At 69.3% G+C, this 20,484-nt stretch carries 22 protein-coding genes; 6 read left to right on the forward strand and 16 right to left on the reverse strand.

Features of this window, described 5'->3' with window-relative positions:
* Positions 1–34: 34 nt before the first annotated feature.
* The 5 genes from B4U46_RS27890 to B4U46_RS27920 form a co-directional block, all read right to left on the reverse strand.
* Positions 35–739 carry a Crp/Fnr family transcriptional regulator gene (locus B4U46_RS27890; RefSeq protein ID WP_079430396.1) on the reverse strand — a complete coding sequence of 235 codons (705 nt, stop codon included), beginning with the start codon at positions 737–739 and terminating at the stop codon, positions 35–37.
* A 19-nt stretch (positions 740–758) separates the two neighbouring features.
* On the reverse strand, positions 759–1,253 hold the full coding sequence (locus tag B4U46_RS27895) for a Pycsar system effector family protein (protein ID WP_079430397.1): 495 nt from the start codon (positions 1,251–1,253) through the stop codon (positions 759–761).
* A gap of 733 nt (positions 1,254–1,986) precedes the next feature.
* Entirely contained in the window at positions 1,987–3,867 is a 1,881-nt protein-coding gene (locus tag B4U46_RS27905) for an ATP-dependent nuclease (RefSeq protein WP_079430399.1), read from the reverse strand.
* 501 nt (positions 3,868–4,368) lie between these two features.
* Positions 4,369–4,767, reverse strand: a complete 399-nt coding sequence (locus B4U46_RS27915; RefSeq protein ID WP_185117156.1) for a hypothetical protein — start codon at positions 4,765–4,767, stop codon at positions 4,369–4,371.
* 385 nt (positions 4,768–5,152) lie between these two features.
* Positions 5,153–6,211: a serine hydrolase domain-containing protein gene (locus B4U46_RS27920; protein WP_079430400.1), complete on the reverse strand. Its 1,059-nt coding sequence runs from the start codon at positions 6,209–6,211 to the stop codon at positions 5,153–5,155.
* A 192-nt stretch (positions 6,212–6,403) separates the two neighbouring features.
* Between B4U46_RS27920 and B4U46_RS27925 the strand changes: the two genes are divergently transcribed.
* Positions 6,404–7,435, forward strand: coding sequence for a phosphotransferase (locus B4U46_RS27925; protein ID WP_398908195.1), 1,032 nt, complete (start codon positions 6,404–6,406; stop codon positions 7,433–7,435).
* Here the strand turns inward: B4U46_RS27925 and B4U46_RS27930 are convergent.
* The 7 genes from B4U46_RS27930 to B4U46_RS27960 form a co-directional block, all read right to left on the reverse strand.
* The gene (locus B4U46_RS27930; RefSeq protein ID WP_079430401.1) at positions 7,432–8,517 is read right to left on the reverse strand and encodes a glycosyltransferase; all 1,086 of its coding nucleotides are present in this window, start codon (positions 8,515–8,517) and stop codon (positions 7,432–7,434) included. The two genes, B4U46_RS27925 and B4U46_RS27930, sit on opposite strands and share 4 nt — an antisense overlap.
* Positions 8,514–9,128: a hypothetical protein gene (locus B4U46_RS27935; protein WP_123995251.1), complete on the reverse strand. Its 615-nt coding sequence runs from the start codon at positions 9,126–9,128 to the stop codon at positions 8,514–8,516. Before B4U46_RS27935 ends, B4U46_RS27930 begins: the two co-directional genes overlap by 4 nt.
* Entirely contained in the window at positions 9,128–10,021 is an 894-nt protein-coding gene (locus B4U46_RS27940) for a PIG-L deacetylase family protein (RefSeq protein WP_208949820.1), read from the reverse strand. The genes B4U46_RS27935 and B4U46_RS27940 overlap by 1 nt, the downstream gene beginning before the upstream one ends.
* On the reverse strand, positions 10,018–10,749 hold the full coding sequence (locus B4U46_RS27945) for a glycosyltransferase (RefSeq protein WP_079430403.1): 732 nt from the start codon (positions 10,747–10,749) through the stop codon (positions 10,018–10,020). The genes B4U46_RS27940 and B4U46_RS27945 overlap by 4 nt, the downstream gene beginning before the upstream one ends.
* Positions 10,746–11,747 (reverse strand): phosphotransferase family protein, encoded by a 1,002-nt coding sequence (locus B4U46_RS27950; RefSeq protein ID WP_079430404.1) that lies wholly within the window; start codon positions 11,745–11,747, stop codon positions 10,746–10,748. The genes B4U46_RS27945 and B4U46_RS27950 overlap by 4 nt, the downstream gene beginning before the upstream one ends.
* Complete coding sequence (locus tag B4U46_RS27955; RefSeq protein ID WP_079430405.1) at positions 11,651–12,511, reverse strand: glycosyltransferase family 8 protein; 861 nt, start codon at positions 12,509–12,511, stop codon at positions 11,651–11,653. The genes B4U46_RS27950 and B4U46_RS27955 overlap by 97 nt, the downstream gene beginning before the upstream one ends.
* A 193-nt stretch (positions 12,512–12,704) precedes the next feature.
* On the reverse strand, positions 12,705–13,097 hold the full coding sequence (locus B4U46_RS27960; RefSeq protein WP_079430406.1) for a hypothetical protein: 393 nt from the start codon (positions 13,095–13,097) through the stop codon (positions 12,705–12,707).
* A gap of 166 nt (positions 13,098–13,263) precedes the next feature.
* Here B4U46_RS27960 and B4U46_RS40195 point away from each other — a divergent pair, with 166 nt between their 5' ends.
* Both B4U46_RS40195 and B4U46_RS27970 read left to right on the forward strand, forming a co-directional pair.
* The gene (locus B4U46_RS40195; RefSeq protein WP_123995250.1) at positions 13,264–14,538 is read left to right on the forward strand and encodes a Tat pathway signal protein; all 1,275 of its coding nucleotides are present in this window, start codon (positions 13,264–13,266) and stop codon (positions 14,536–14,538) included.
* A 23-nt stretch (positions 14,539–14,561) separates the two neighbouring features.
* Positions 14,562–15,140 carry a GNAT family N-acetyltransferase gene (locus tag B4U46_RS27970; protein ID WP_079430408.1) on the forward strand — a complete coding sequence of 193 codons (579 nt, stop codon included), beginning with the start codon at positions 14,562–14,564 and terminating at the stop codon, positions 15,138–15,140.
* Here the strand turns inward: B4U46_RS27970 and B4U46_RS37570 are convergent.
* The 4 genes from B4U46_RS37570 to B4U46_RS27985 form a co-directional block, all read right to left on the reverse strand.
* Positions 15,103–15,258 carry a hypothetical protein gene (locus B4U46_RS37570; RefSeq protein ID WP_159402127.1) on the reverse strand — a complete coding sequence of 52 codons (156 nt, stop codon included), beginning with the start codon at positions 15,256–15,258 and terminating at the stop codon, positions 15,103–15,105. The genes B4U46_RS27970 and B4U46_RS37570 overlap by 38 nt on opposite strands.
* 425 nt (positions 15,259–15,683) lie before the next feature.
* Positions 15,684–16,562 carry a DUF2637 domain-containing protein gene (locus B4U46_RS27975; protein WP_107438328.1) on the reverse strand — a complete coding sequence of 293 codons (879 nt, stop codon included), beginning with the start codon at positions 16,560–16,562 and terminating at the stop codon, positions 15,684–15,686.
* Between the two features lie 29 nt (positions 16,563–16,591).
* A complete protein-coding gene (locus B4U46_RS27980; protein ID WP_079432026.1) occupies positions 16,592–17,215 on the reverse strand; it encodes an ATP-binding protein in 624 nt (207 codons plus the stop codon).
* A 71-nt stretch (positions 17,216–17,286) separates the two neighbouring features.
* Positions 17,287–18,180, reverse strand: a complete 894-nt coding sequence (locus B4U46_RS27985; protein WP_079432027.1) for a hypothetical protein — start codon at positions 18,178–18,180, stop codon at positions 17,287–17,289.
* 241 nt (positions 18,181–18,421) lie between these two features.
* On the opposite strand from B4U46_RS27985, the gene B4U46_RS27990 reads away from it, so the two are divergent.
* The 3 genes from B4U46_RS27990 (at position 18,422) to B4U46_RS28000 (ending at position 20,435) form a co-directional block, all read left to right on the forward strand.
* Positions 18,422–18,706, forward strand: a complete 285-nt coding sequence (locus B4U46_RS27990; protein WP_079430410.1) for a helix-turn-helix domain-containing protein — start codon at positions 18,422–18,424, stop codon at positions 18,704–18,706.
* Between the two features lie 119 nt (positions 18,707–18,825).
* The gene (locus tag B4U46_RS27995) at positions 18,826–19,143 is read left to right on the forward strand and encodes a helix-turn-helix transcriptional regulator (RefSeq protein ID WP_079430411.1); all 318 of its coding nucleotides are present in this window, start codon (positions 18,826–18,828) and stop codon (positions 19,141–19,143) included.
* 44 nt (positions 19,144–19,187) lie between these two features.
* Positions 19,188–20,435 carry a tyrosine-type recombinase/integrase gene (locus B4U46_RS28000; protein WP_079430412.1) on the forward strand — a complete coding sequence of 416 codons (1,248 nt, stop codon included), beginning with the start codon at positions 19,188–19,190 and terminating at the stop codon, positions 20,433–20,435.
* The last annotated feature ends 49 nt before the right edge of the window (positions 20,436–20,484 follow it).

Genomic DNA, 20,484 nt, shown 5'->3' on the forward strand with positions numbered 1-20,484 from the left:
CGTCCAGCGTTGGACGGTACGAGTGTGTGGCACGTCACATGACGGGAGCTCCGCGCGGCGGCCGGTCGCTGTCTCCCACTCCGTCGTCCTGCGCCGCGGCTCTCAGCAGGGCAGGATCCCTGACAACGAGCCGCCGACGGCCGAGCGTGACGATGCCGTCGGACTGTAGACGCGCGAGGGCGGCGAGCGCGGACGACCTGCTCATGCCCGCCATGGTGGCCAAGTCCTCCCTGGGTATGCCGAGTTCGACGACAACACCGCCACCCCCGTCCTGGTGACCCACCTCGTCTGCAAGATGGGCGACCACCCGTGCTAGGCGCGCCGGCGGCGGCAGATGAGCAAGGTCGGCGCGCAGACGCTCCTGGCTGTTCAGCCGGTCCACGCTCAGCCGGTACACGACCGGCTCCAGGCGATGCCGGGCCACGTATCCACGGAAGGCATGTGCGGCCATGACGACACCGGTGCAGGGACGTACCGCAGTCACGGTCGCCGAGCGCGGCCGGTCGAGCAGCACACCCATCTCGCCGAGGACCTCGCCGGGGCCGCGGAGCATCAACGTCAGATGGTCCCCGGCCTCATTGCCCTGCACCACCTTGACGAGGCCGTCGACCAGCGCGATCACACCGTCGGGTGACTCGCCTTGGGCTAGCAGCACCGCCTGGCTTCGGTAGGTGCGCCGATGCCCGCGTTCGATCAAGTCGCGCCAGACATCAGGAGCGACGAGGGAAAGAAAATTCACCTTGACGCCTCCTCTCGCGTCACGCGAGAACCGTGGCTGCGGCGAAGAAGCCGCAGCCAGCTACTGCCAGGACGAGGGAGCACTGCACCCGTCGGTGTTTGGCCCAGGCTATTTCGCTCATCACTACCAGTTGCCGGCTGAGTGAAGGCAGCGGGTCCGTGTTCCGCAGCGCCCTCTCCAGCGCGGCTGGTTCCATGAGCCGCAGGTGTCCGAAGTACAGGAAGTCGCCGTCCGGCTCTGGCCCGCGCCGCTCTTTGCCGAGCCGGGGAGAAACGGCCCATGCGGCGCAACCGGCACCCGCCATGATGAGTAGGACACCGAGCCACAACAGTGTCTGTGCCGCGACGGACTCGAACCCGCCCGCCGCCCGCCGGGAACTCGCCAGCAGACTAAGTACGGCCAGCGTGGTGGACTGCAGGGTTAGGGCGAGCGCGGCTTTCGAGTCCGCCTTGGCCGTCGCATCCGCGACGGCTGACTGGATCTTCCACGCTGTTTCGGTCGGCTCAGTCGGCACGTTGACATCCCCCCAGGTGCAGCGAGTGCCTGCTCGCTGTTGCTGCGCTGAAGGCTGCGCAGGCACGGCCGTCCGAAAACACACGGCGGATATCTTGGCCTGAACACGGTGGGGGAACGGGCGGTCCTGTCGGGGCGCTGCCGTAAGCGCATGATCATGCACAACCTGCCCGGGAGCCAGATGCATACTCCATGCATCGCATGCGGCGATACAGGAAGCCCGCCGATGCGTGAGATCTTCCGTCGCCCAGGCTCCTTAGTGTGGATTCTGGTGCTGGAGCCGGACAGGCGCGGCAAGAACGCGCCAATGTCACTCGGTGTAATGGGGTGGGTGGGTGAGTCCTGGGGACGGCGGCCCTCGGGACCAGACGGCCTGCGTCGCGGCCATGGAGGATCTGCCGCAAAGTGAAGTATCTGCCCCTCTGCCTTGACCAAGCGGAGTACCGCTTTGCCGGGCATTCCCGGGGCGGGCTGTTGTCAGTGGCGTTGGGCAGAATGTGGTCAGGGGGAAGGAGTGGCGATGTCCACCGAGGGTTCTGACCTGCGCATACCTACGCCGAGCGGCTGCCGCTGGTGTGGGATCGAAGCGCGTGAGCACATGCAGCGATGGAAGCCACCAGTGGGATGGCATGAGTGGGTGGCTCCCACTCTGGAGCAGCGCAAGGAGCGCATGCTAGCCCGCCGTCGGCAGGATCGAACCGACACCGGTGGTGGGCTAGCGGCACAGGGACGGATCAGGAAGCTACCTTCCTGAGCTCCTTGAAGACGTTCCGCAACTGCATCGGCACGTCTTGCGGATCATTCAGGGTCATAGCCAGATCAGACATCATCCGGGGTTTGCCGCCGGGGCCGCTGGCGCTGCCGGACTGCAGCATCTGCTGAACCTCGGAACTGAACTTGCCCTGGCTGCGGAGGGCGGCGAAGTCGGCAGGCTGCCAGGTGCCGTCGTCCTTCGGCCAGATCTTGTTGGCGACACGAGCCCATACGCCGTCATGGAACAGCTCCTCGAGCTCGTTGAACATTTCCCCCTGTGGGTCGTGGTCCTCGGGTTCCCCGAGGAATTTCACGTAGCGGGAGGCGTCGGTACCGAAGAACTGGGTGAGCTTGGGGGTTTTGAAGATGCTCTTGCTTACGTTGCGGCTGTCGGCGTCGACCACCAACATGACCGTGCGGCCCTGCCTGACGAGGTAGCGGGCTAGGTGCAGGGCGCCTTCATTGTTGAAGCACGCCCACAGAGCGATACCAGCTGCCTGCAGCGACAGCCCCTCGCACAGCCGGAACAGCAGAGGGAAGGCTTGCTGCTCGGTTTCGCCTTCCACTGCCAGGAAGCAGCGCTCATGCAGCAGCACCGAGTTCCTCAGCCCGACCGCAGCGGCGATCTTGCCCAGGTATTCGTCGATCTCCTCCCCAAGAACTCCGGCCCCGAGCCGCTCCACGACCGTCCGGTGGTTCACTAGCTTCAGGTGTACCACGTCGGAGATGTCGACCCCGTCGATGAGGTTCATCGAATGGGTCGCCACCACCACGTTGACGTCACGGACATCGCTCTGCGCCCGAATCAACTGCATGATCTTGCGCTGATGCGTGTAGTCGAGATGAGTGTCTGGCTCGTCGTACACCACGATCGTCTGCACGGTCGGCGGCTCGAGCGGCTCGCCCCCACCTGGACCGACGGTGGGGGCGGTGTCTTCCTCCGCTGCTAGCAGCTCCTGAGTCCACTCCCAGATCGCCAGTGATATACGGCGGTTGCTGCCCAACCCTGTGCGATCCAGTCCCACCGCCTCCCCAGCGCGGCGGGCGATGCGCAGCGGCGCGCCCTTGAAGCCCTGCTGGAAGGAAACGTCAGGATCGACGGAGACCTTCTGTAGATCCGGGCAGCGTGTCTGGATGTGATCACACAGAGATTTCGCGTCGAGGCGAAGCCGATCCTGAACCTCGCCCTCGATGGCCGAGAGTCTGCCTTTGAGCTCAGGATCAGCCATGTGGCTGGAAAAGCGGTCGATCAGTGCAGTCCTGACTGCGTCATCAGGCTTGGCAGCCTTGCCGTCGAACGGGAGATAGCGCGGCATGCGCTTTCCGAGACCAGAGGGCGCAAGAACCCAGCCCTCCGAACTGGCGTGCTCCCGCCCGTACGCGCGCAGAGCTCCGAGCAGGTCCGGCTTGCGCGCGGAGAGGGGGGAAAGCCCCAGTTCCTTCACCAAGGCTTTCGCATCCGAAGCCTGATACTGCGCCAGATCATGCAGCCGCTCGTCATCCGGAACGGCCTCCCAGAGCTCCAGCCGAGACACGAGGTCCTCACCAGCACAACGGCGCAGTCGAACCCGCTCAGGAAGGCCGAACTCGTTCTGCTCCCACGTGTCCAGGGTGAACCGTCCGACGACACTGGTCTCCGTGCACCTCAACGGCGGAGTGGACTCGTCGCCCCCGGCGACATCCATATAAGTGCGATCGTCGAGTGTCAGCTCATGCTTCCCGAGCAGGAAGGCGAGGGCGCCCAGCACCGCGCTCTTGCCCCCGTCATTGTGGCCAGCGAGGATCGTGGGCTTCCCGACTGGTATGTCTGTGATCTCTGTCAACGAACGAAAACCGCTCACGCCAAAGCTGTTCAGGTGCACTGCGCGACCGCTCCAACTTCCGCGCCGGTACTCCCTTCACGCGACCGCAGCCCGCGCCGTCAGGGAGCCCTGGCGCTTCTCCCAACCCCAGACCGCTCATCCTAGAGCTTCCACTGCAGTGTCATCCTCTGTCCCCTCAATCTCTGACTTCGCCCTACGAACAGGCGCGCCCTCGGACCAGGCGGCCCAGACATCCCTTGGCGCGGCAACAGCGGAACAGGATCTGCGGCGAACCCGTCAAGCAAGCCCCCCAGGGCGCCGACCTCCGATCATCTGATCGTTGGTTGTGGTAGATCACTGGCTGATGTCCGGTGAGAATGCATCAAGCCGCTACTGCCGGACCGGCCGCCGAAACGTGTAGTCGTTGGCGTGATCGCAGAGCAAGGCACCCAGGTGATCACCGGAAGATCGGCGTCGCGGGCGGCAGCGAGCCACTCGTGGGCCTGGTGGTCGCGTCGTACGGCCGTTGCCGGGCCCTTGGAGTCCAGGATGTGCGCACCCTCATCGGAAGCGGGAGTACCGCTCTTCCAGGCGACGGAGCTGGTCGACCCAGAACTCCTCTTTCTGCTGGCGGGACGCCTTCGCGGGCAGCAGACCCAGTTCCTGGGCCAGTCCGAAGAATCCGGGTCCAGCCTCGTTGCTGTTGAGGTAGAAGACCAGGGCCGAGATCATCAGGCCGGATTCCGGTCGGTTGGCCTCGACGACCAGCCAGAGCAGGTGGCCCATCGCCGCACGCTCATCGGCCCGGGAAAAGTCGAACCCGGACACGCCGACGCGCTGGACAAGCGTCGTGTTGAGCTCAGTGTATGAGGTCGGCCTGTTCATTCTGGCCCTCTCGATGAGGAATGCCAGGCCGGCTTCAGTGAGCTTGGCCCACTCCTCTTCGCTGCGTCCGTACACCGAACCCCCCTGCACGTCTCGGATACCCGAAGTGGAAGTATGCCGCTCTGCGTGACGGGGCGTTAGGGCGGAGATGGGACGGCTATCTGCCCTTCCCGCGTCGAGCAGGTCAACCCCTCCGGTCGTGGTGGCGGACTTATCATCCGGCGTGACTGCCCTATTCAACGGTGGGTCAGCTCGTCTCCGGATCGGCCTGCTCCGAGTCGGCCGTCTGCTGGACCTCAGCAAACCTGCAATGCCCAGCCCCGTTGGCGGTCGCGGCAGCGGAGCGCCGCATGGGGAGGGTGCCCAAGCCTCGCTGTGGTAGTCCGCGACGCTCGTGGTGCGCAGGCCGGGTGCCTTCAGGTTGCGCTCCTAACAGCTTGGTTCAGCAAGAAACGTGTGGTTATGCGCTGGAATCCCGAACCAGCGCAGTGAACGCAGCGGCACGGAAGGCGTTGCGGATCTCCGCCAGGGGTTCGCGGTCGCGGTTGAAGCGGAGCTTGTTGGTGAGGAGGACGGCCCAGCGGCCTTGGGCCGGGCTGATCCACATGCCGGTGCCAGTGAAGCCGTAGTGGACCCAGATGTCCTGGTCAGGATCGGTGCCGGGTGCGGGATGCCAGAAGAGGCCGCGGGCTGGGGTGAGGTCGCCAGTCTGGATGCGGAGGGAGTGTTGGGTCCAGGTGGGGCCGAAGGCTGCCCGGGTGGGGGCGAGCATGTGGCGGAGGAAGAGGGCGAGGTCATCGAGGACGGAGAAGGTGCCGGCGATGCCGCAGACGCCGCCGACGAGGCGGGCGGAGAAGTCGTGGGCAGTGCCCTTGAGGTGGGTGCCGGTGGTCTCGTCGTACTCGGTGGGGGCGCAGCGGGCCGCCTCGGTGATGGGCAGGGGGCCGAAGCGGGTGCGAGTCATGCCCAAGGGCTGCCAGACGCGGTCGGTGGCGAGCCGGTCCAGGGGCTGGCCCGAGAGGTGTTCGGCGAGGTAGCCGAGGACGAGGGCGGCCCGGTCGGTGTATTCGACGGCCTCGCCCGGTGGGCGGTGGAGGGCTTCGTGGAGGACGCCGTCGCGGATGTCCTGGGGGTCGGTGCCGTAGAGGTTCTTCAGGTTGGCGCGCAGGGGCAGGCCCGCGGTGTGGGTCAGGAGGTAGTGGGCCGTGACCCGGGCCAGGGGGTGGCCGGCGACCTCGTCCCAGAAGGTGCCCAGGGGGGCGTGGAGGTCGAGTTTGCCCTCTTCGGCGAGCGTGCCGATCGTGGACCAAACGGCGAGGATCTTGGTGAGGCTGGCTACGTCGAAGACGGTGTTCAGCCGCATGGGCTCGTCGGGCCGGTCGGGGTCGAGGAGGCCGACGGCTCCGCTCCCGCGGATGCCGTCGGCGTCCCCGACCGCCCACACCGCGCCGGGGTAGACCTCCTCGCGAACGCCGGTCTGCAGGAGGTCTTCGATTCGGGCGGCGGAGGGCGTGGTCATGGTCTCCCGATCGTCGTACGGCCGCGGGTGGTCCGTCGGCCAGGGTAGTGAGGCCGCCAGCACTGTTCCGGATCCGCCACGGGCGGAGTCAGGCGAGCTGGTGGCGGAAGCGATCTCGGTTCGCCTCTCCGTCCGACTCTCAGTGGGGATCTGGGTGACGAATTCGGGTGCGTGATTCGGCGTCGGCGTACCGTGCTGGAGGTGACGGATACGACACGAGAAAATGCTCTGACGGCAGTGCTGCCCGGCCTGTCCGACGCGTTCGGACTGGGCGCGGTGAGTGATCGGCGGTTCCTTGCCCACGGCCTGATGAACCGGAACTGGCGGCTCGTGACTGCTACCGGGGTGTACGCGCTCAAGGAGATCACCGACGTTCCTCTGGCGAAGGTTCGCAGGAACCTCGCGGTCCTCGTGGACCTGGCCCGTGAGGGCATCCCGGTGCCGGCGCCGCTGAGCGCGGCCAACGGTGACCTGGTGGCGGAGGTCGGTGGTCACGGCTACTGCGTCCTGCCGTGGGTGGACGGCGAGCACCTTCAAGGGACGGATCTCCCGCTCGACCAGGTGCGCGATCTCGGTGCTCTGCTGGGCCGCCTCCACGAGGGCTTGCGGCGGCATGGTCCCGGCCCAGTCCCGGAGCAGGCGCCGGTGGCGAAGGTCCGCGATGTGACCGAGGCCGACCGTGCGGCTGCTGCCCTCCTGAGCCGCTTGCCGTCCGCTCCGGTGACGGACTTCGACAAGGCCGCCGCCGAGGCCCTGCACGACCGGCGCCGCCTCCTCGCGCGGTACGCCGATGCCCGGCCGGAAGGCGAGGTGCCGGCCGGGCCCTACGGGTGGACGCACGGCGATTTCCAGTACCGCAACCTGCTGCGTCGCGACGGCCGGGTGGTGGCGGTCCTGGACTGGGACCGGCTAGGTGTTCGTCCGTACGGGGAGGAGGTCGCGCGGACCGCGCAGGTGCAGTTCGGGGTCGGTGGTGCCTTCGACCTCGACCGTGTTGCCGCGTTCTGCTCCGGATACCGGTCCGTGATCGATCTGTCCGAGGGCGACCTCGCCGACGCGGTGAAGCGGCTGTGGTGGAAGCGGCTGACCGACTTCTGGCAGCTGGAGTTCTACCTCGACCGCCAGGACCCCGCCTTCGGCGAGATGTTCCTGACGGACGAGGCACTGCTGAACTGGTGGACCGACCGCGCCGACGAGGTGCAGGCCGCCTACGCGGCCCGTTAGCCAGCGGCTGCTGCCGCCGGGATGAGTCCGGCGGCAGCCAGCTCGGGCAGGCACGGCCGGACCAGCGGCGCTGCCCCGGCGCGGGCCTTCGCGCCGAGGCCGGTCCGGGCGGCCGACTCGATCGCCTGTACCCAGCCGTCCACGTCGTCGGGGTGGAGGATCACTCCGCCGTCCCCGACCGCCTCGGGAATGCCGCCGCGTGACGAGCCGATCGTGGGGACGCCGTGGAGCCCGGCTTCCACGATCACCCGGGGGAAGGCGTCTTCGACCTGGGAGGGCACGAGCAGCAGGTCGTTCGCGGCGTAGATCGGGCCCATGGCGTAGGTGCGGGGCACCCAGTGCACGTTCGGGTACGCGGTGAACTCGCCGGCTGTGTCCCACCAGCCCTCAACGAGGGTGAACCGGAGGGTGGGCAACCGGCGAATCAGCTGGTGCAGGAGGGCCGCGCCCTTGGCTGGGATGGGATTGACCATCAGCACGCCGCCGGGGACGCGGCCGGCTGTGCCGCGCCCCGCGGCGAGGAGGGGCCCGGCACGTTCGGCCGGCACGAATGGCGGGTAGAAGACGACCGCCTTCGTGTCGGCGTGGGCCTGGGCCCGTCCCGCGACGAACTTCGACGTGGCGAGGGCGACGTGCGGTCGGCCATGCAGGACGCCCATGCTGTTGGCCGAGACCGAGTGCAGCCATCCGGCAACCCGCGAGGACCGGCGGGCAAGGGCGGCCAAGTCGGCCGCCCGTTCCTGCGAGGTCACCACCAGATCCGGCCGGGCCTCGGTCAGGAGGCCCTTCAGGGTCGCTTCCACCCTGTCCTGCGGCACGGCCCGGCACGAGACGCCGTTCCACTGGTAGCGGACCTCCCCGCAGGCCTCCTCCCACACGGTTCCGTGGGCCCGGAGGTGGGCGCGCAGGTGGCCGATCTGGGCGGACCCGTTCCAGGGGGCCTCATGGCTGCCGAGGTAGACGACACGCCAGCCGGCCCGGACGAACTCTTCCGCCAGGAGCTGCTGGGAGACCTCCGCGCCCCCGATCAGTAGCGGTGGCGGGGTCCGCCGCCATACGAACACCACCGTCGGGCCGGTCACCGGACACCCGCCCAGTACGTGAAGAGGGCTTGCACCACGGCGGCCGTCTCCTGCCGGTCGCCGTCCCCGGAGGCGATGGCCAACTCCGCAGTCGCCGGGCGGTGGGCCGGGCGGCAGAAGTAGTCGCGGAAGTGCGTGAGGAAGGCGGGGTCGTGGAGGAAGTACTCGGGCTCGACCTCGTGGTGTCCGGCCGCCTTGCGCCGCAGGTGTAGGAGCTCGGGCATCACGTCCAGGTACAGGGTGCGGTCCGGCCTCAGGTGCGGCATCTCCTCGGCCCGGCGGGTCAGTTCGGGCAGGACGTTGAAGCCGTAGATCTCGTCCATGGCGTGAGCGTGGGCGAGGAAGGTGTCGACGGTCCGGTCCAGGACGACCAGCCCGCCGTGGCGGCGAGCTGCGTCCACGCGGTTGCCCTCGATCTCCATGAACGTCATAAACGCCTTCACCTGCTCGTCTGCCGACCGGGTGGAGGGGGTGGGGATGTCCTCGCGGCACGCGAACGACTTCACGTAGCAGGAGAAGAACAACGCGTCCTGCATCGCCGGCACCCGGCGTAGCCGCCCCAGGGCAGAGGTCTTGCCCCCGTACGAGGGGCCTTCCAGGCCGAGGATCATCACGACCCCCCGAGTCGGTAGAAGCGTTCCGCGAACTGGCCCCGCGGACGGCCGTCCGGGTCGGGCAGCAGGTTGGAGGCGACGGTGTGGGCGTGCCGGATCGGCCGGTACATCTTCCGTGCGGGGTGCATCTGCGAGCCGTGCATGTGTAGCAGGGTCACCTTGTCCAGGACGGTGGCCGTGATGTCCTCCAGCTTCGGTTCGAAGACATCGCGTACCCGCTGTCGGAACAGCTGCCGGTCGCATCCGGACAATCCGTACGTGGACCAGAAGGCGGCGTCTTCCCAGAACCAACGGCAGCCCAGGCGGCGCGCCGCCTCGTGGACGGCGAGATGGTCCGGGTGGCGAGTGACGGCGGCCGGGGCGAGCAGTTCTGCGTCGTCCATCCCGTCCAGCACCTCGGCGAGTTCGGAGGTGATTCGGTCCACCTGGGCGGGCTCGGGTGCCCGATAGGGCTTCTCGGCGTCCTTGTGCCCCAGGCCGACCCGGGCCGCCCCGAGGGGCAACAGGGACTGGGCGGCTTCGCGGTCGCGGAGTCCGGAGACCGTCTCCACGCCGTTGTAGGTGTTCTCGAGGGAGGGATGGACGCTGCGGGAGCGGGTGAAGACGGTGACCACGGTCAGCGGTCGGGGACGGGCGAGGAAGGTTCCGGAGGCGGACAGGACGAAGTCGTCGTGGTGGGGTTCGATGACGACCACCGGCCGCCCGGACGGCTTGCGCGGCTCGATCCAGTACGGCGCGAGGGTCAGCGGCGCCGTCAGCGTCATGATCTCCTTCGCCCCGGTCAGGGAGTCCATCCAGGCCCGGTGCGCGGTCAGGAGGTCGGTGGGGAAGGTGTAGATGCCGTCAGCGTCCGGCAGGGGAAGGCGGGTCACCTGGGGTTCTCCGATCATCGGACGGTGGTGGCGTACCAGTTGCGCCAGAAGCGGGGCGAGGTCAGGCCGAGGCGGACGACCACGGGGTTCTGCCACCAAAGCATCCGGGCCGTGGACCAGGCGTCGTAGCGGCGGGTGGAGGGCCGCACGCGGAGGTCGTCGAGGACCGCGACCGGCCCGCCCGTGCGGCGGCCGTAGGCGGTCAGGCGGGCGAAGAACTCCATGTCCTCGCTCATGAAGTAGTCGGGGCGGTAGCCGTGTACTGCCTTGAAAGCGTCCCGGGTGCAGAACTGATTGACGCCTTGGGCGCCACCGTGGCGGGCGCGGTGGTGGTCCCAGTAGGCGCACAGCAGACGGGCCCCGAACCGGGTGGGGGTGTAGAGCGGTGGGATCGCCCCGCCGACGGCCCCGGCGTCCATCGCGGCGACGGCGGCCGTGATCCCCTCCAGCGGCAGGGCCACGTCGGCATCGACGAAGAACAGCATCCGGCCCTCGGCCTCGCGGGCTCCGGTGTTCCGGGCCAGGCCGATGCTGCGGACCCGCTCCGTCACCGCCCTGGCCCCCAGTGCCTTCGCGACGGTCGCGGTGTCGTCGGTGGAGGCGTTGTTCACCACGATCACCTCCCCCAGGAGGCCGGAGGTGGCTTCCCAGGCGCGGAGGGACGCGAAGACGGTGGGCAAGTAGCGGGGCAGGTACTTGGCCTCGTTGTAGGCGGGAATGATCACCGACAGATCGGGATCGGTCACAGCACGGTCCTTCCTGATTGCGGGGACAGGGCAAGATGCAGGCGGGCGGCCCAGGCGTCGCGGTCGCGGCCCTCCCGGTGGGCGGCGTAGGTCCAGCCGCGTACGGCCTGGAAGGCCACGTACGCGTCCAAGAGCCGGGGGTCGACGGGTCGTCCGTAGGCAGCGGCAACGAACACCCGGTCGGACGGCTCCAGAGCGTCGCAGGTCACGAGGGTCTGGGCGAGGTCGTACTCGGGGACCTCCACGGTCGTGGCCTCGAAGTCCACGAGGCAGTCGGGGAGGCGGGGCCGGCCGTGTTCGCCGACGATGAGCCGTCGGTCGCCTCCGCAGACCATGTTCTCCAGGTGGAGGTCTCCGTGGCACCACACGAGTCGCTCCAGGCGTGCCCCGGCCGCGATGACCTCCAGGGCGGGCGCGAGCCGGACGAAGACCTGTTTGGGGCAGTGGGCGGCCAGAGCGCTGACCTGCTGGCCGATGCCTGGCGCCAGGGGGACGTCGGGCGGGGCCTTGACGGTATGGAAGGCGGCCATCAGCAGGGCGAGCCTCAGCAGTGCCGCCGGACGCGGCATCTTCCCGGCCCGGACGGCATCCCCCAAGGTGCTCATTCCGGCGTCGGCGGTGACCAGAGCGGAGACGGCCAGGCCGGGAACCGGCCCGTACCCGATCACGGCCGGCACCCGCACCCGCCCGGCGGCGGCGACGGCGGCCAGGAGGCGGGCCTCGTCGACAGCGCCGTGGGAGCCGTCGGCCGCGAACAACTTGACCACCACCCGGCAGCCGTCGACGAGTCGGACCCGATAGACAGCCGTCTTTGGTCCGTTGCGGACGCGGACCGTCTCGGCCGGAGCCGACCCGACCAGTTCCGTGCAGGCCCTATCTACTGCCAGAACCGTGCCGCCAGTCACAGTGCACCCGCCCCGGCCACGTGCCGCAGCGTGCGGTGCAACTGCTGCCGGTAGGCACGCACGTCCTCCGTGCCGGGGCACGAGCGCAACCACGGCTTGTGGCCCCCGACGAAGTGCACCACGTGCCCATCCCGGCGGGTAACCGGGCGGCGGAGGACCCGACGGACCCAGTCCCCCCGCTCGAGGAACCGATCCACCTCGAACCGGTTGAACACCGGCCCGACCGGGTGCGCGGCCCCGGAGGACAGCAACCAAAGGTTCAGGGCGCACTGGTCGTTGTGCTTGATGTACCGCCGCCCGCCGAGCAGAGCCCGCTGCACCCCGGCCCGCATGGGGGCGAGCATCGGAGCGGGGACCCACAGCATCCCGGCGTTGAAGTAGGTGCGCCCGACCAGGTGGGGCCAGCGCTCGGCGACCCCCGGCAGTGCCGGGCACTGCCCGACGGCCGGGTTGAACTCGTCCTGCACGGCGCCGATCCGGTCCGCCGGCAGTCCGTCCAGGGGCGCGGAGAGGTCGCCGCGCACGTGGACGTCTGCGTCCACGTAGATCAGGAACGGCCGGTCGAGGAAGCCGGGGGTGAACCCGAACCTCAGGTAGGTGGCGACCGAGATGTAGGCGGTGTCCGCCATGACGCTCTCGGACGGCGGAGCCTGCCAGCGCAGGTCGAACGAGCCGAACCCGCAGCGGCGGGCGAAGGACTCCATCACGGCGGCCTGCCCTGCGGACAGGCCGTTGGTCAGTACCCGTACCGCGCTCTCGCGGCGGTCGGCCACCGGCAGGTGGTCGGCGACCGACCCGAGCGTGACCAGGGCGGGCAAGAGGTAGCGGGCATCGACGCACATGCCGATCGCGTACACGCGGGTGCCTCCAGGGCGAGGTTCGACGGGACTGGCCGGCAGGGCCGGGGCATGGTGGCCGACTCCTCGCCCGTATTTGGGGGGAGCCGACCGCCTCACCGGTGTCGGCGAGGTGCTGCAGTCACCTGCCGCGGCCGGGCAGGTGGAGGGCTTCCGGCGCCGACGCCCCAGGCAGACCGGCGCCGGAAGCGGTTCAGACAAGCCGCAGGAGGTCCGTGTTCCGGGCGAGGTGGGCCACCGACTTGGCCAGCAGCCGCAGCGCTATCGCCGGATCGCTCCCGCAATCCCGGGCGACCTTGCGGGCGAACCGCACGGTGCCGACCGCGATGTCCTTGTCCCGGCTCTCCGGCAGCAGGGCCGCGTACCGTTCGGCGGGCACCGCGAGGGTGTGGACGTGCTCGCGCAGCCGCTCCCGCAGCCGTACGGATGCCTCCCCGGCCGGGTGGTGGTCGGCGAGAGTGAGGGCGGCCTCGACGTCCCCGGCGACGGCGGCAGCCGCGGAGGCGATCACGGTCTTCTGGTTGGCGGAGGTGACCGTGGGCACCTCGACCGGGGCTGTCGCCACTTCGTGCGCGAGTACGGTCACGATTCCGCTCCCATCCGCCTGCTGCCGGTTCGGCTGTGTGGACAAGTAACCCGTGTCCGAGCCGTGTTGGACATGACGAATCCGCTCGCAGCTACTCGCGTGACCACTGACGAAAAGTCCCGACCTGCGCTACCTCGTATGGCGGCCCCACCTCTACCGTGACTGCATGGTGCGGAAGCGGAACGCGGAATTAGAGACCTGGATGAAGGAACACGGGCTCAGCGCGGGCGCTCTTGCCGAGCAGGTCAACGACGCGATGGCGGACCTCACCGGCCACCGCGGCGCCGTCACCGAACGGACGGTCTACCGGTGGCTGTCGGGAGAGAACCGCTCGCCACAGGACCGCCAGTGGCAGGCCCTGGAGGTCGTCTCCGGGCTTCCCGCGACCGACCTGGGGTTCGTGCCTCGCGCCCGCCCCCGCCCCGCAACGCCCTCAGCACGACTGGAGGACCCTGTGCTTGGCCGTCGAAGCTTCATCTCCGTAGCCACCGGCGCGGCGGTCGCCGTGTCCACCGGCACCGCGACCGCAGCCACCCGACCCACCGTCGGGCACTCCGATGTCGACCGCCTGCGCGGTCTGGTGGCCGAACTGTGGCTCCTGGACGACCAGAACGGCGGCGGCCCCGTTCTGGAGAAGCGCGCCGCCGACCTCGCCGCCCGTACGATCAGCCTCCAGCAGCACGGCTCCGCCAGCCAGCGTGTCCGCTCCCGGCTCTACGCCGTCGCCGCCTCCTTCACGGCCTTCGCCATGTTCTCGGCCATCGACGCCCGACGGCTGGGGGAGGCCCAGCGCTACCTGGAGCAGTCCGTCACCCTCGCAGGGCTTTCCGGAGACGGACAGGTCCAGCACCAGACCTGGCGGTATGCCGCCATGCTCGCCGGACAGCGCGGCCGGTACGCCGACGCCCTTGCCGCGGCCGAAGCCTGCACCGGCACCCGGGCGCACCGCGCCGACCCCCTCTACGCCTCGCTGACCCACTCCCGCATCGCCCTGACCGCCGCCAGCCTCGGTGACAAGACCCGGGCGCTCCGCGCCCTGGACCGGGCCCACGGTGCCTACGACCGGGCCGATCCCGCCGAGGCCCGTCCGTCCTCCGTCGCCTTCTACACCCGGGGCGAACTCCACGGCCTGACCGGCATCACCCATTACCGGCTAGGCGAGGCGGAGAAGGCTGAGTTCCATGCGCACCGGTGCATCGCGGACCTCCGCGACGACCAGCACCGCAACCGCGCCTACTACCTGTCCCAGGCGGCCCTCGCGCAGGTCGCGCAGGGTGATGTCGAGCAGGCCGTGGCCACTGCCACCCGCGTCATCGCCCCGACCAGCGCCGACTCAGGCCGGGTCCCCCACCTCCTGGGCAGCTTCACCTCCGCACTCAATCAGGCGGCCCCCAAGTCCGCCGTCACCCGCCAGTGGAACGACCGCGCCCGCACTGCCTGAACCGTCACGCGACAAGGAGCACCATGCCCGCCCCGGAGATCACCCTTCACCGCTACGGCACCGACCAGCTGCCCACCATCCGCCCCACCCTGGTCGGCGTGTACGCCGAGGTGTACGAGAAGGAGATCGGCGAGGACCCGTTCTTCTCCGTCGACCGCTTCGAGGGCCGGCTCACCGGCCACTCCTCCCGCCCGTCCTGGGAGGCCGTGGTCGCCTATGACGGTGGCGAGGCCGCCGGCTACGCCTACGCCGCGGCCCTGCCCCAGAACACCGGCTGGTGGGCCCACATGCTCCAGCCCCTCCCGGAGGCGGACACGACCGAGGACGGCACCCGCACCCTCGCCCTCTTCGAGATCATGGTCCGTGCTCCCTGGAGGGGCACGGGCTTGGCGCACCGCATCCACGAGGAACTTCTGGCCGGCCGCACCGAGGAACGCGTCACGCTGCTCGTCGAGCCCGGACACCCGAAGGTGAAGGCCCTCTATGAGGGGTGGGGGTACCAACACATCGGTGACCAGCAGCCGTTCCCCGACGCCCCGGTGTACACCACCATGCTCCGCGCGCTCAGGTGTGATGGCAGTACATCTGCAGGGCGATCCTGAGGCCGGAGACCGCCTTGTGGGTGGCTCGGGCGAAGAAGCCGGCGACGGTGACGCCGACGGCCCTGGCGGCGGTCGCGACGAGCGCGTGCTCGTCGTCGGGCAGACAGACGCTGCACACCTTGGAGCGCTGGTCGTCCCTGCGGTGCGTCGTCGTGCACGCGCTTTGGCGGGGTAGCGGAGGTGACGCGGCTTCGCACGCAGGCTGCTGCTCTTCCCTCGGCTGCGATCCGTCCTCGGTCGCTGCCTGGTGGACCGGTGCCCCCTGGCTCCGGTCCGATCCCGCCACTCCAGGGGCGGGATCGGCCGAGATGCTCTCTCCCCCGACGGGGAAGAGCGTCTTGGCCGATAACTTGCTCCGTCTCGGGCTTGGATAGGGGCCGCCTGCTGGTGGTCGTGGGGACTCGTGGTTGTGGAGGCGTCGTGCAAGAGCGTGTCTCCTGTTGGTCGGGCTGGAACGGCTTCGGTGCTGTGGGGATGGGGCGTACGAACGTCAGCTCGCCCCGCGACGGATGCGCGGGTGAGCAGCCTGACTTCGGACGGGGCTCACGCGGCGTCCGCCCTGCCGCTGTCGAGTTCGACCTGGACCTGGCGGGTGATCTTGTCCCGGCGGTCCCTGCCGATGGAGAGGCCACGTGCGCGGACAGCCGTCTCGATGTGGCGGCTTGACGCGCGTCCATCGCGTCCGAGCGGGGCGGTGCGGGCGATGGCGCGGAGTTCGTCGTCGGTGGCGGCGGGCTTGCGACCGGTGCGCTTCTTCGGCGGGACGTGGGCTTCCGCCACTTGATCGGCCTCTTCCGCCACATCGCCTGATCCGTCCCGTAGGGCGTCAGCCGGAGCGAGGCGGCCACCCTCGCGTGGAGGGCTGTGAGGGTCCACGGGCCCTTCTGGGTAGGGGAGCTGCTCCGTGGCGGGGTGCGCGCCGGGACGGTCCAGGCCCGCGGGATGCGCTGCGGGCTCGCCTGCCGGACAGCGGTTGTGGTGGGACTCGTCGGCGGCGACATGGCGGTGGATCTGCCGCATGAGGACGCCGAAGGCGAAGAGCGCGGCTGCTGGAGGCACGGCGGCGACGACGTAGTCGAGGGCCGGGGCCGGGGCGCCGTTGGTGCTGCTGACGCCGGCGACGTTGAGGGCGATGGAGCCCAGTGATCCGGCAGCGGTGAGGGCGATCGCCCACCCGTCGGTTTCCCGGCGGAGGCTGGCCCGGAGCATGAGTACTTCCCCGGCGACGATGAAGGCGTCGAGCGTGGCGGGCCACGCCCACTGGCGGGCTGGGGAAGCGCTGAGGCCGTGCTGCCCCGCGACTTCGGCGAGATGGGCGTAGGAGAGCCAGAATCCTGCTGCGGTGAGCGCGACGATGACGCAGCCTGCGACGGCCAGGGCGTACCGCTCAGCCGTCTGGGTGCGGTGGGAGGTGGTGGTCAAGCGGGTGGTGCTCCAAGGGGTTGGCGCGTTCAAGCGGCAGGGGAGGTGCGGCGGCGGTCGGCGCCGTCGAGGACGACCCGGCGGGTCATCTCGGAGAGGCGGGAAGCGACACGGTCGCCGAGGGCGGTGCGGAGCTCGGGGATGGGGAGGTTGGTCGTGAGCAGGGTGGGGCGCAGGTACTCGTACCGGTGGTTGATCAGCCGGTAGGTCAGCTCCTCCGTCCACTCGCTGCCCTTGGCGGCGCCGAGGTCGTCCAGGAGCAGCAGCGGGCAGCGGGCCAAGGTGCGCAGCTCACGTTCCGCGTCGAGGCCGGGGCGGGGCCTCAGGCGGGCGTACAGGTCGGCGGCTGTGACCGCCTCCCAGCGCAGGCGGACGCCAGCAGCGAGCAGCGCGCGGACGGCCCCGTAGGCCTGGTGGGTCTTGCCGGTGCCCGTGGGACCTGCGATCAGCAGCGACGGGCCCTCTGCTATGCCCCGCGTACCGCTCGGGCCAGGGCGTCCGGCACGCGCGATCTCGTCCACCCAGGCGGTGACTTGGGGGTGATCGGCGAGGGCATGCCGGTATCGCGGGGGGATCCGGGCGTCGGCCAGTTCCAGTGCGCTGACAGGCTCGGGCGTGGGCTCCGGTTCCTCCGAGCCGATGACGGGGTCCATGCCCCGGCGGGCCAGGATGCCCGCCACGGCCCGGACGGCCTGACCGGAGGGCTGGGGCAGGGTGGTGGCGGTCAGAGCGCACCCCCGTAGGCAGCGGCGACGTCGGTGGGGTTGGTCCAGGGACGGTGGGTGACGGCGGTCGTGGGCGTCCCCGCGTTCATGACCTCGTGCACGACACTGGCCAGGGTCTTCGGGTGAAGGCCCTTGGCACGGTGGCGGTCCAGACCGGCTCGTACGTGGGCGGGGTCGATGCCCTCGGCCAGGAGCTTCGCGGCTTCCCGTCCGAGTTGACCGAGCACGCTCGCGGGCGGACGGTGTTCGCAGGCCGCGGCGTACTCGGTGACGAGGTCCTTCGCCGAGACGGTCTGGGGCGCGGGGGCGCTCGCGACCCCCAACGGGGTAGTTCCTAGTTCCCTGTTCCTAGGTCCTAGATCCGGACGCTGAGGGTTCACCGCGGCCTTTACGAGCCCTCCCTGAGCACGCGCTGACGACTCACTGAATCGCCCCTGACCTGCAGAGTCTCGGCTCATGGTGGGCTCCGTGTCTTCTCCCGGACCTTTCACGGAAGCCTCAGCGACTGCTCCGCGCATGGGCAGTGAGGTCTCACGGGGAAGGCCGAGGTCGTGGTGCGGGCAGTCCGAGATCCTGCTGGCGCTGGGGCGGTTGATCTTCTGGTGGCGGCCGAAGGCGACGATGTGCAGGTACTGCCTTCCGTCCTCGCCCTCGTAGCGGCAGATCAGGCCGACAGCGTCGAGCTGCGTCAGGTCGTCCTCGACCTCCACCGGGCCGTGCTCGCGGCGCAGCGACCACAGCTGTCCGGCGATGACGGCGGCCTGGTCACGGATGCGGCCCCTGTCGTCGGCTTGGGTGAGCAGGCCGAAGAAGGTCCGCTCGGCTGTCAGGGACACGGCCGCCAGGGACTCGGAGGCGAAGGCCTCGGGCTTGATGGTGCGGATACGGGCGATGAGGACCGACCGCCTTTCGAAATTGGGGGCGTGGAGACAGTGGGGCAGTGATGCGTGGACAACACAGCCACACCCCTGCCCCGGAAGTCCAGGGCTGGTTCTAGGACTCCTGAAAGATTTTCCGGCTGCAGGGTAGACCTGAAATCCCGGTCGCCGAAATCTCCCCCAAATTCTGCTGGCATCGCTCACAGCAGACAGGAAAGCCTTCCGAAGGCTCGGGCGCGCAAGCTACAACACAGCAATGCCGCCACGCCCCCTTGAAATCGGACCCGCCGGACGGGCCGCCGCCCACGCCATCGAACGCACCCGCGTCGCCCGTGGCTACTCCCAGCGCCAGCTCGCTGCCCGCGTCACCGCACTCGGTCGCCCCATGACGTTCACCGCGCTCTCACGTATCGAACGCACGGTCCGGCGCTGCGACATCGACGACCTCGTCGCCATCGCTGCCGCCCTCGGAACCCCTCCGCAGATCTTGCTGGCGACGGTGCCGATCCACCCGGCTCCCGCCGGGGTGGGCGAAATATAGCCGACGATCCCCGATTTCCGAAACCGGGGATTCTCCGGACTATTGGTGGTCCCGTACGTCTTCGCCGCCCATGGTGGCGGGGCGCTTTCATTCCCTTCGTCTGCCTTAAGGATTCTCACTTGTCTCCTGTCGACCCGGTCTCCTCCGTCAGTGCTGCCGAATTCCGTCACCGTCCGCCCATCAGTCGCGCGTTTCTCGGGGTGCAGGACGCGGCTGAATATCTCGGTATTTCGCCCAAGATGCTCTACGTATGGCGTCACCGGCGCCAGGGTCCGCCGAGTTTCCGCATGGGTGCCCGCGGGCGAGTGACGTACCGGATCGATGCGCTCGATGCCTGGATACGCGAGCAGGAGCAGGCGGATTCCCGATCCAACCCCGCCCTCAACCCGGTGAGCGCCGCACCGCAGCGGCGCGCCGCCTACTTGGCAACCGTCTGACGCCTCCCGGCCGCCCCTCCCGACCCCTACCTGCAAGGAAACACTTGGCCGGCTACATCGAAGACCGCTGGATCAACAAGAAGAAGGACCCCGTCACCGGCAAGCGCGAGCGCACCGCCCGGTACGGAAAGGGGAGTCGCTACCGGGTCGCGGGTATCCCCGGTGTCCGCGGCATGTCGTTCGACACCCTGGAGGACGCCAAGGCGTGGCTCCGCAGGGCCGGCACCGACAGCGAGCGGGGCGAGTTCGTCGATCCGCGCGACGGCTCCATCACCATCGCCGACTACGTCAGGCACCACTGGCAGGCGGGCGTCCGTGGAGCACCGGGCACGGTCAAGCGGGTCGACGAGCGCGTGCGCCTCCACGTCCTTCCGCACATCGGCGAGGTGGCGCTGCGGGATGTTTCTGCCTCCGTCCTGCGCGGCTACATCGCCACGCTCGAAGGCGAGTGCGCACCGCGCTACGCCCGGCAGATCCTCACCACCCTCTCGAACGTCTTCGAGACGGCGATCGACGACAAGCGTCTGGTCCGCAATCCGATGCGCGCCAAGTCGGTGCGCTGGCCCAAGGCTCCTGAGGACCAGCGGGAGGCATGGCTGCTGGAGACCGCGCAGCGGGTACGGGACGTCATCAACCAGCGGTACCGGATCGCCGTCGTCGTCGCCCTCGGGTGCGGGCTGCGCCAGGGGGAGGTCTTCGGGCTGTCGCCCGCGGATGTCGACTTCGAGCGCGGCCTCATCCGTGTCCGTCGACAGGTCCAGCTCCTGTACGGGCGCCTGTACTTCACCCTCCCCAAGGGCGGGAAGACCCGGATCGTCGACATGCCGCCGTCGGTGGCCGCCGAGTTGCGCGCACACTTCCTGCAGCACCCGGCCGTCGAGGTCGAGTTGCCGTGGGGCGGCCCGGAACCGGATCGGGAGAGACGAGCCTTTCCGCTGGTCCTGACCACGACCTACGGCAACGCCATCCGCGCCAACATCTTCAACGACGAGGTGTGGAAGCCCGCCCTCGCGCAGGCCGGAGTGATCCCCGTGCGGGAGAAGGGCCAGCGCTGGAAGGCGTCCCGCAAGGACGGCTTCCACGTCCTCCGGCACACCTACGCCTCCGTGATCCTCGAGGCGGGCGAGTCCGTGGTCACCCTGGCCCGGTGGCTTGGCCACTCCAGCCCGACCATCACCCTCGACCACTACGCCCACTTCATGCCCGAGGCCGGCGGCAAGGGGCGTGCAGCCGTTGATGCGCTGATCGGCGTGATCCCTGAGTATGTTCCCGAGAATGTCACGCTTGAATGAGAAAACGGGTGGCACAGCACCTGCTGTGCCACCCGTTGTGGCGTCCAGG

Source organism: Streptomyces katrae, assembly GCF_002028425.1.
Lineage (GTDB): Bacteria > Actinomycetota > Actinomycetes > Streptomycetales > Streptomycetaceae > Streptomyces > Streptomyces katrae_A.